The following is a 9,920-nucleotide window of genomic DNA, read 5'->3' on the forward strand; positions in this document are numbered from 1 at the left end:
ATCCGAGGCCGCTGGCGCCGCACTTTCCGCAAGACGAAGTCGGCGAACTGGCCAAGGCCCTGGACGACTATTCCAGTCGCCTTACCGACGTCGTCCAGCGCGATCGCGAGTTCAACGCCGACGTCAGCCACGAGCTGCGCACGCCGCTGGCCATCATCCGCGGCTCGGTGGAGCTGATGCTGTCGCGGCCGGACATGGACGAGAAGACGCGCACGCGCATCCAGCGCATCCAGCGTGCCGAGCAGCAGTGCACGGACCTGATCAGTGCACTGCTGCTGCTGTCCCGCAACGAACGCGGCCACGGCAATACCGATGTCGCGCGCGTGGTCGACCAGTTGCTCGATGCGCATCGCGCCACGCTGGGCGGCAAGCCGCTGATCCTGCGCGTCGAAGGCGAAGGGGGGGCAACGGTCGATTCGCCGGAAGCCGCGCTGTCGGTGGCACTCGGCAATCTGATCGGCAATGCCGTCAAGTACACGAAGGAAGGCGAGGTGGTCGTGCGCCTRCTGCCTGATGCGGTCGAAGTCGTGGATTCGGGCCCGGGGCTCAGCAAGGAAGACGCCGCGCGCCTGTTCGAGCGTGGCTACCGCGGCACGCATGCGGGCCATTCGCAAGGGGGCGGCATCGGACTGTCCATCGTCAGCCGCCTGTGCGCGCTGTACGGATGGCAGGTAGGCGTGCGCCCCGGCGAGCAGAAGGGCGTGATCGCCACGCTGCGATTTTCACCCGATCGCGAGTCGGGCGACGCATCACGGTCGCTCCCCTGACCCCACCGACTGCTGTCAGAGCGTGATCCAGAAGCAGTTGTAGGCGCGGCGCAGGCCGAACGTGGTGTCGGCCGGCGTGGCGCTGTTCTTCAGCGTCTGCACGACGCGCAGTCCCGTCGGCCGTTGCCGTTGCGTTGCGGTCTGCGGGTAATAGCCGTCCTGGTTAGCGTCGACGACGGAGCCTTCCGCATCCAGTATCGGGGCCGGCGCGGGACGGACCGGCACGATATCGACCAGCGGGCGTTGGACCACCACGTCGAGCCGGTCGAGGATGCGCAGGGCACCCGCATCCGACGTGCCGGCCCAGTGGTAGACCCCCGCGAGCCTGTTCACGTCGCCTGCCTGGATCGCCGACGACACCTGCATCACCAGGTCGCTGAGCGTGCGCGAACAGCCGCCGCGGTAAAGCGCGCCGGTGGCGGCGGTCGTCGTCGTGGAAGGCAGACGGTCCATCGCGCCTACGTCCTCGCAGCGCTTGTCGGTGTAGACCGTCTCGCCGGACATCGTCGTGCAGCGTTGGACGCCCTGCTGTTGCGCCCGGGCGGTGGGCGACCCGGCACCGGGACACACGAGGAGGCCGGCGAGGGCGAGGAGAAAGAGGGTCCGCATATCGCCAGCCTAATCCGGCATGCGCGCCGCGGTCATGGGACGTGCGCACGGAATGAGGGGTTGTTCACCTGCCGGTCGGATGCCCGCTGTGGAGAGCGTCAGGCGGACCAGCCGAGCCTCGACAGGACGGTCTGCGTCGGCTTGGCCAGGTTGAGCGTGTAGAAGTGCAGCGACGGCGCTCCCCCGGCGACCAGTCGTTCGCACAGGTTGGCCACGACGTCCGCGCCGAAGTCGCGGATMGCCTCGGCATCGTCGCCCAGCGCCTGCATTCGCTTGCCTATCCAGCGGGGAATTTCGGCGCCGCAGGCTTCGGAGAAGCGGCGGAGCTGCGAAAAGTTCGAGATCGGCATGATGCCCGGGATGATGGGGATCTCGACGCCGAGCTTGCGCACCGCGTCGACGAAGTGGAAGTAGGCATCCGGGTTGTAGAAGTACTGCGTGATTGCACCGTTGGCGCCGGCATCGACCTTGGCCTTGAAGTGGCGCAGGTCGGTCAGCGCGTCCTCGGCCTGAGGATGCGTCTCGGGATAGGCGCCGACTTCGATGTGGAACGTGTCGCCATGTTCGGCACGGATGAATTGGATCAGTTCGGAGGCATAGCGCAGGTCGCCGGTGAAGCCCATGCCCGACGGAAGGTCGCCGCGCAACGCGACGATGCGTTTGCAGCCCAATGCCCGGTAGAGCCGCAACAGTTCCCGTATTTCTTCGCGGCTGCCGCCCACGCAGGAGAGATGGGGCACGCCTTCGAAACCGTGATGCTGGCTGAGATGGCGGACCGTCTCCGAGGTATAGCTCAGCGTGGACCCGCCGGCACCGAACGTGCACGACACGTATTCGGGCTTGTACGCCTTCAGCCTGTCCGCGGTGCGATCGAGCTGCGCGCGCTGCTCATCGGTCTTGGGAGGGTAGAACTCGAAGCTGAGGGAGGGCATGGACGGCGCCGTTCGGGTCGAGAGCATATTGTATCTCTTCATCCGGATGAATGTGTATGGCTGGTGGCGTCCCGTCCTTCGTGACGGGAATTCGGCCAGGTGTGATGGCTCCGGGGCGGGTACGCTGTCCGCCTTCCGCCACTGGCTGCCGCATGACCATCGTCCTCACTCCCTTCGCCCGCACCCGGTTGTTCCCGACCGAGCCGCGTCGCAACGCCATCCAGGACTGCACGCCTCAGGCCTTCGAGCAGCGCCTGAACACGGAGCCGCCGGTGGCGGTGCTGGCGGGCTATGCGCCGTTCTGCCGATTGCACGTGCATCGCAACTGGACGTCGACACGGTGCCTGACCGTACCGATCACCGACGACAACCGGTCCCTGTTGCGATCAGGCTACGAAGCGCGGTCCTCGAAAGAACTGCCGGTGCTGGTGCGCTGGTTCGAAGGCGTCGAGCCGCCGGTGGCGGACTACCTGGTTGTCATCCTGTACAGCGCGGCGCAATTGGCGCACGAGCGGGCGCCGATCGAAGGCGACTGGGGCATCGTCGGATGCCTGTACACGCAGGCGCCCGAAGAAATTCCGATGGCGCCCATCACGATGATGCGCAATGCGCTGGGCGTGGAGGAAGGCGGTTCGGGCGTGCCGATCAACCGCGAGGCATACCGGCGCAGCGTCGCGTTCTGGGAGCTCAACGCCAACTGGCGCCCGTAGTCCGCGCCGGGTTGCCGCTCAGCGCGACGCCAGCGCGGACAGGGCGCAGCGCAACTGGGCGGCGGGCGCCCGGGCCACGTCGATCCGTACCACGTCTGCTTCGTCCGTCGGAACTTCGAGGGTGGCGAACTGACTGTCCAGCAGCGAGGCCGGCATGTAGTGGCCCTGGCGATCCTGCAGCCGTGCGGCGATCAGGGCCGCGTCGCCCGCCAGGAACAGGAAACGCATCGGCACGCCGGTCGCCCGCAACGCCTCGCGGTGGCGCCRACGCAGGCCCGAAAAGGCCAGCACGACGCGCTCGCCCGATGCCGCGCGTTGCCGCAGGTCGGTGGCGATGCGGCGTACCCACGGGGCGCGCATCCGGTCGGTCAGCGGCTGGCCACTGGCCATGCGCGCCTTCGCCGCCGTGCCGTGGAAATCGTCCGCGTCCAGGAACGTCGCCTGCCATGCGCCTGCCAGTGCACGTGCGAGCGTGGTCTTGCCACTGCCCGACACGCCCATGACCACGACGACGTGGACATGGCCGCTCATGCCGGGAGCTCGATGCGCACCTGGTAGGTGCGGCCGGCCTCGATGCCGCGCAGCAGGGCATCTTCCAGCCACGCGCCATCCACGGCGACCCGCGTCGTCGCGAGACCCGCAACGCGTTCGATGGCGACATCGAACCAGGCACCCCGGAAACGACGCGCCGCGCGTGCCGACGGCCAATGCGAGGGCAGCTGCGGCGCGATCCTCAACGCATCGCCCTCGCCGCGCAGGCCGAACAGGTGCTCCACCAGGCAGCGATACATCCACGCCGCCGTGCCCGTGTTGAACAACTGGCTGGAACGGCCCGCCGTACGCGGGTGCAGGCGCCATGCGCCACGGTAGTAATTGGGCACGAACACCGGCAGCTGGCCGCGCTGCAGGCAATCCTCCGGTGCGGGCGACGGCAGCATCGCGCGCAGCACATGCCAGGCACGGTCCGCGTCCCCGGCCTGGTACAGGCTGTAGAGATAGAACGCCGCGGCATGGTTGTAGACCGCCCCGTTCTCGGCGGTGCCGGGGAACTTCTGCGTCACCCGTCCCACGTCCTCGCGCACGCGCGTGTAAGGCGGGTCGTACATCGCCACGCCGTAGGGCGAGACCAGGTGCGCATCGACCGCCGCGAGCATGCGCGTGCGCTTGTCGTCATCCGGCGCACCGCTGAGCAGGGCCCAGCTCTGCGGATTGAGGAAGATGCGGCCTTCCGTGTCGGCGGCGATGCCGAAGGGGACGTCGTCGTCGGTGATGCCGCGGCCATACCAGTCGCCATCCCACAGGTGCGCGTTCATCGCCGCGTTGCAGGCATCCGCGCCCGCGTGGAATTCGTCGGCGAGCGCGTCATCGCCGCGGCGTGCGCAGACCGCCGCCCATTCCTTCAGGGCGTAGGCGCTGGCCAGCGTCAGCCATCCGGACACACCGCGCCCGCGCCAGCCGACCATGTTCATCGGATCGCACCAGTCGCCCTGCGCGATGTAGCTCAGGCCGCGCGCATCGCGTGCCTTCAGCAGCCAGCGCATGGCGCGATCGATGCGATCGGCGACCGGAGCGGCATCGCCCTCGCGGGCAGTGACCAGTTCGTCGAGGATCGTATCGTCGCCCGTCTCGTCCAGATACGCGCGCAGGCAGATCGGCAGCCATACGCAATGGTCGGTATGCGGGATCTGGTTGATGTATTTCAGTTCTGCACCTTCGGACAGCAGGATGCCATCGGGCATCGCGCCGGACGGCTCCTGTTGCGACAGCGCATGCAGGAACGCCGCCCGCGCCACCTCGGGCCGCAGGAAGCCCATGCCCATGTGGTCCTGCAGGTAGTTGCGCGTCTGCGGATCGGTGGTCAGGCGGTTGACGTCGCCGTGGTAGTACACCTGCCGCGGCAGCCAGTGGTTGGCGAACGCATCCAGCCACGGATCCGGCGTTTCGATGCGCAGGCAGCCCGCGCCGGCCCCGATGTACGCAGTGCTTGCGCGCCGGGCTTCGGTGAACCCGTCCGGTGAAAGATGTCGCGCGCGCAGCTGGCGGATCTCGTCGTCATCGCGTGCGGGCGCGAACACGAAGCGGAACTCCTGAACGTCGTCGTCGTCGAGCGTCACGCGGTATTGCAGCACCGCCGTCGGCATCTCGTACGCTGCCTCGCCACCGCCCAAGTGCTCGCCGTCCACGATGCCCTTCGGGGCATGCAGCCCGCCTTCACCCTCGAATGTCGCCTGGTTCGCTTCCCAGGCGTCCGGCGCGCGCGCGTGCAGCAGCACGGTACGGTCCTTGAAATCGCGCTGGCGGAAATAGTCCTCGACTTTCTGGTATGGCGCGACGCTGTCGCAGACGATGGCGCCCAGGTCGGAGCGATAGCGTCCGGACTGGTTCATCCACGACATGTAGCCGACCGGGAAATACGGGTACAGGCTAAGCCGTCGCCGCCGGCCCGACCGGTTGCGCACGCGCAGCGTCCACAGTTCGGCCACGTCGTCGACCGGCAACACGACGCACATCTCCACGTCGATGCCCGMGCACTGCACGCGCCACGCCACGTCGTCGAGGCCGACGGAGAAGGCGAACGAATCCGGTGCACGGCGCACGGGTTCGTGCGGCACGGAGAACAGGCCGCCATCGTCCTCGTCCTTCACGTAGCAGAAGCGTCCCGGATGGTGCGCGTAGTACGGCTGCTCCGGCTGCATGAAGCTCCTGGCTTCCAGCGTCGGCGCATGTGCGTACTTGGCCGGTTCCGGCTGCATGAACTGCGCGGTGGCGAAGCCGCGGCAGTTCAGCTGCAGCAGCATCCGCCGGTTCCACAGGAAGGTCGATGCCGCGGGCATGGCGGTGGGGCTGGCGAGGACGAAGCGGCGGCCGTTTTCCTCGAAGCCGTACGGTGCCTCCGTCATGCCGCCGCCTCGCGGCGCGATCGCAGCTCGGCCTGCACCTGCGCCAGCGTGGCGTCATCCAGCGGGTAGAACCGCATCACCCCCGCCGCGAGCAGGGCGACGCCCCCCGGAATCACCGTCAGCAGCAGCACGATGCCGAGCCGCGACGCATCCGACTGGGCGGCGTTGGCCACGTAGCCCATGCCGGCCAGGATCCACGCGATCGTCGCCGACGCCAGTGCGCCGCCGAGCTTCTGCGAGAACGTCGCTGCCGCGAACGTCATCGCGGTGGCGCGGCGTCCTGTCTTCCATTCGGTGTAGTCGGCGCAGTCGGCGTACATGGAGAACGCCAGCGGCGATTTCGGTCCCAGCATCATTCCCACCAGCAGGTTGAGGGCGAACATCCACCACACGGACTCGGGAGGGATGAAGAACATCGCGCAGCTCACCACGCCGACGCCTGCCATCAACCCCGCCATCAGTCGCCGCTTGTCCACGTAGCGCGTCATCAGCGGCGTCAGCCCGGCGCCCACGGCGAGGGCGAGCGCGTACGCACCCAGGAACAGACCGGTCAGGTCAGGCCGACCCAGGTGGTACTTCAAGTAGTAGGCCAATGAACCACCACGCATCACGATGGTCACCATGATGATCAGCGCGAGCGCGAACAGCACCATCCACGGCCGGTTGTGCAGCAGGTCGACGATATCCTGGCGGACGTCGCTGGCCTGTTGCGGCGGCGGCGACACGCGTTCGCGCGTGGACAGCGCTACGGTGACGAAGGCCGCCGTGGCGATCACGCCGTACAGCGAGAGGGTCAGTTGCCAGCCCAGCACGTCGTCGCCACGTCCCAGCCAGCGCACCAGGTCCAGCGTCAGCCAGTTGACCGCCATCGTCCCCGCGAACGCGGCGATGAAGCGGAAGCTGATCAGCTGCGTGCGCTGCTGGCTGTCGCCGGTGATCACGCCCGACAGCGCGGAATAGGGGATGCTCACCACGGTGTAGGCCAGCATCATCAGCGTGAAGGTGGCATAGGCCCACACCAGTTTCGCGCCCTGGCCGAGGTCGGGCACGGTCCACGTCAGCACACCGGTGAACGCCAGCGGCAACGCGCCGTACAGCAGGTACGGACGGAAGCGGCCGAAGCGGCTGCGGGTGCGATCCGCCAGCGCGCCCATCAGCGGGTCGGTGACGGCATCCACGATCTTGGTGACCAGCATCATGGTGCCGACGGCCGCAGCGGCCAGGCCCATCACGTCGGTATAGAAGATGAGCAGGAACGCGGAAATGTTCGCCCAATAAAGGTTGAAGCCGAAGTCGCCGACGCCGTAGCCGATCTTTTCGCCCAACCGGGGTTCCGTCGAGGGTAGTGCCTTGTCGGCGGGGTGCGCGGTGCCGCCGCTCCCCTGGTCGCGTTGCATGTCCACTCCCGGTGCTGGGTCATTGCGCCGCAGGCCGGGTACCGGCTGGGGCGATGTACGGCGGCCAAGCTTGCGATGATCGCCGGAGCGAGGCAAGCGCCCGGCGGTATGGAAATGGTTGCGAACGAGGGCGCGCGCCGGACCCTCGCTGCACGGAATGCAGAACGGGCGCCCTGGGGCGCCCGTTCTTTCATCGCAGTGGTGACGCGGTGATCAGTAGCGGTAGTGATCCGGCTTGTAAGGGCCTTCGACCGCCACGCCGAGGTAGTCGGCCTGGTCCTTGGTGAGGGTCGTCAGCTTCACGCCGATCTTCTCCAGGTGCAGGCGCGCGACTTCCTCGTCGAGCTGCTTCGGGAGGCGGTAGACGGTCTTCTCGTACACATCCTTGTTCGCCCACAGGTCGATCTGCGCCAGCGTCTGGTTGGCGAAGGAGTTCGACATGACGAAGCTCGGGTGGCCGGTGGCGCAGCCCAGGTTCACCAGGCGGCCTTCGGCCAGCAGGAAGATCGCGTTGCCGTTCGGGAACACGAACTTGTCGACCTGCGGCTTGATGTTGATGCGCTTGGCTTCCGACGCGTACAGCGCATCCACCTGGATCTCGTTGTCGAAGTGGCCGATGTTGCAGACGATGGCCTGGTCCTTCATCGCCTTCATGTGCTCGAGGGTGATGATGTCCTTGTTGCCGGTCGTGGTGACGTAGATGTCGGCCTGGCCCAGGCTATCCTCGACGGTGTTGACCTCGAAGCCTTCCATCGCGGCCTGCAGTGCGCAGATCGGGTCGATCTCGGTGACGATGACGCGGGCGCCATACGCGCGCAGCGAGTGCGCCGAGCCCTTGCCGACGTCGCCGTAGCCGCAGACCACGGCGACCTTGCCGGCCAGCATCACGTCCATCGCGCGCTTCAGGCCGTCGGCCAGCGACTCGCGGCAGCCGTACAGGTTGTCGAACTTCGACTTGGTGACCGAGTCGTTGACGTTGATCGCGGGCACCAGCAGCTTGCCCTGCTCGGCGATCTGGTACAGGCGGTGCACGCCGGTGGTGGTCTCTTCGGAGACACCCTTCCAGTCCTTGACCACGCGGGTCCAATAGCCGGGACGCTCCTTGGCGACGCGCTTCAACAGGTCCTTGATCACCTGCTCCTCATGGCTGCCCGACGCGCTGTTGACCCACGTCGTGTCGCCCCGCTCCAGCTCATAGCCCTTGTGGATCAGCAGCGTGACGTCGCCACCGTCGTCCACCACCAGCTCCGGGCCCGTCAGGGTGCCGTCGGGCAGGGTGAAGGTCAGCGCGTCGAGCGTGCAGTCCCAGTACTCTTCCAGCRTCTCGCCTTTCCAGGCGAACACCGGCGTGCCGCTCGCGGCGATCGCGGCGGCGGCGTGGTCCTGCGTCGAGAAGATGTTGCACGAGGCCCAGCGCACGKYGGCGCCGAKSKCCTKCAGCGTCTCGATCAGCACGGCSGTCTGGATGGTCATGTGCAGCGAGCCGGTCACGCGCACGCCCTTCAGCGGCTTGGTGGCGGCGTGCTTGCGGCGGATCGACATCAGGCCGGGCATCTCGTGCTCGGCGATGTCCAGTTCCTTGCGGCCCCAGTCGGCCAGGGAGATGTCGGCGACCTTGTAATCGCCTTCGGTGGAAAACTTGCGTACTGCGTTCATGGCTCTTGCTCCGGTCTGTGCGATCAGGGTCGCAGGGTATCCGGGCGCCGTTGCAGGTTCATTCCACCGAGCCTGGCCGGACTATGTGGAGAGTCCGCACAGGATGTGCAGGCTCTTGCGGAAGGATCCGCACATGTCACGGTCGCAGCGCCCCTCGGCGAAGGGTCGCCATTATATCGCTTGTTCCGGATGAAACGATGGCGCACGGCTCACGCCTGATCGGGTAGGCTCAGGCATGCTGCCCTGCAGCAGACCAGTTGTCTGTCCGAACAATACCAATCCAGACCAAACCGAACGACGGGATCCACGCCCCCGCATGAACAGCCCCCGCAGTCTCGAATTCGCCCCACCCGATGTTCCCCTGCGTGAAGACGTGCGCCGGCTCGGCGCGCTGGTCGGTGACATGCTGGCCGAGCAGGTTTCTCCGGAGTTTCTGGCAGGCGTGGAGCGGGTGCGCACCACGGCGATCGCGCGCCGCCAGGGCGGGGAGCCGCCCCAGATCCTGGCTGGACTGCTGGAGGGTCAGGCGCCCGAAGAGGCGGAGTCCCTGATCCGCGCGTTCAGCACGTATTTCCAGGTCGTGAACATCGCCGAGCGCGTGCACCGCATTCGCCGGCGCCGGGACTACCAGCGCACCGGCAGTGCCCGTCCACAGCCCGACGGCCTGCACGACACGCTGGCCAAACTGAAAGCGCAGGGCGTGAGCCTGGCGGAACTAGCGGAGTGGCTTCCGCGCATCGACGTGGAGCCCGTCTTCACCGCGCACCCGACCGAGGCCGTGCGCCGCGCGCTGCTCGAGAAGGAGCAGCTGATGGTCGCCAGCCTGATCAACGGCCTGGACGGCACGCGTACGCCCGGCGAACTGGCCACCGACACCGCGCGCTTCCGCATGGCGCTGACGTCGGCGTGGCAGACGGCCGATTCGTCGCCGGTGCGTCCTGGCGTGGAG

General features: G+C 67.4%; 9 protein-coding genes and 1 riboswitch. Of the genes, 3 read left to right on the plus strand and 6 right to left on the minus strand.

The window, feature by feature from the left end; genetic code table 11:
• On the plus strand, positions 1-767 hold a 767-nt coding region (locus tag AC04L7_RS06045; RefSeq protein ID WP_475512688.1), incomplete at its 5' end, for a sensor histidine kinase.
• A gap of 15 nt (positions 768-782) precedes the next feature.
• Here the strand turns inward: AC04L7_RS06045 and AC04L7_RS06050 are convergent.
• Positions 783-1,271, minus strand: coding sequence for a hypothetical protein (locus tag AC04L7_RS06050; protein WP_435996926.1), 489 nt, complete (start codon positions 1,269-1,271; stop codon positions 783-785).
• Positions 1,272-1,474: 203 nt separating this feature from the next.
• A complete protein-coding gene (gene metF / locus AC04L7_RS06055; RefSeq protein ID WP_296279657.1) occupies positions 1,475-2,308 on the minus strand; it encodes a methylenetetrahydrofolate reductase [NAD(P)H] in 834 nt (277 codons plus the stop codon).
• 152 nt (positions 2,309-2,460) lie between these two features.
• Between metF and AC04L7_RS06060 the strand changes: the two genes are divergently transcribed.
• The gene (locus tag AC04L7_RS06060; RefSeq protein WP_299340572.1) at positions 2,461-3,018 is read left to right on the plus strand and encodes a DUF3228 family protein; all 558 of its coding nucleotides are present in this window, start codon (positions 2,461-2,463) and stop codon (positions 3,016-3,018) included.
• Positions 3,019-3,036: 18 nt separating this feature from the next.
• Here AC04L7_RS06060 and AC04L7_RS06065 read toward each other — a convergent pair whose 3' ends face one another.
• The 4 genes from AC04L7_RS06065 to ahcY form a co-directional block, all read right to left on the minus strand.
• Complete coding sequence (locus tag AC04L7_RS06065; RefSeq protein ID WP_475512689.1) at positions 3,037-3,549, minus strand: gluconokinase; 513 nt, start codon at positions 3,547-3,549, stop codon at positions 3,037-3,039.
• Positions 3,546-5,918 (minus strand): GH36-type glycosyl hydrolase domain-containing protein, encoded by a 2,373-nt coding sequence (locus AC04L7_RS06070; protein ID WP_475512690.1) that lies wholly within the window; start codon positions 5,916-5,918, stop codon positions 3,546-3,548. The genes AC04L7_RS06065 and AC04L7_RS06070 overlap by 4 nt, the downstream gene beginning before the upstream one ends.
• Positions 5,915-7,315 carry an MFS transporter gene (locus tag AC04L7_RS06075; protein WP_435996933.1) on the minus strand — a complete coding sequence of 467 codons (1,401 nt, stop codon included), beginning with the start codon at positions 7,313-7,315 and terminating at the stop codon, positions 5,915-5,917. Before AC04L7_RS06075 ends, AC04L7_RS06070 begins: the two co-directional genes overlap by 4 nt.
• A 213-nt stretch (positions 7,316-7,528) precedes the next feature.
• Positions 7,529-8,971 carry an adenosylhomocysteinase gene (gene ahcY / locus AC04L7_RS06080; protein ID WP_475512691.1) on the minus strand — a complete coding sequence of 481 codons (1,443 nt, stop codon included), beginning with the start codon at positions 8,969-8,971 and terminating at the stop codon, positions 7,529-7,531.
• A gap of 35 nt (positions 8,972-9,006) precedes the next feature.
• Positions 9,007-9,133, minus strand: a riboswitch (S-adenosyl-L-homocysteine riboswitch).
• 154 nt (positions 9,134-9,287) lie between these two features.
• On the opposite strand from ahcY, the gene AC04L7_RS06085 reads away from it, so the two are divergent.
• A partial coding sequence (locus AC04L7_RS06085) for a phosphoenolpyruvate carboxylase (protein ID WP_475512692.1) occupies positions 9,288-9,920 on the plus strand: 633 nt, incomplete at its 3' end.

The organism is Pseudoxanthomonas sp. LjRoot204_2 (assembly GCF_056175765.1).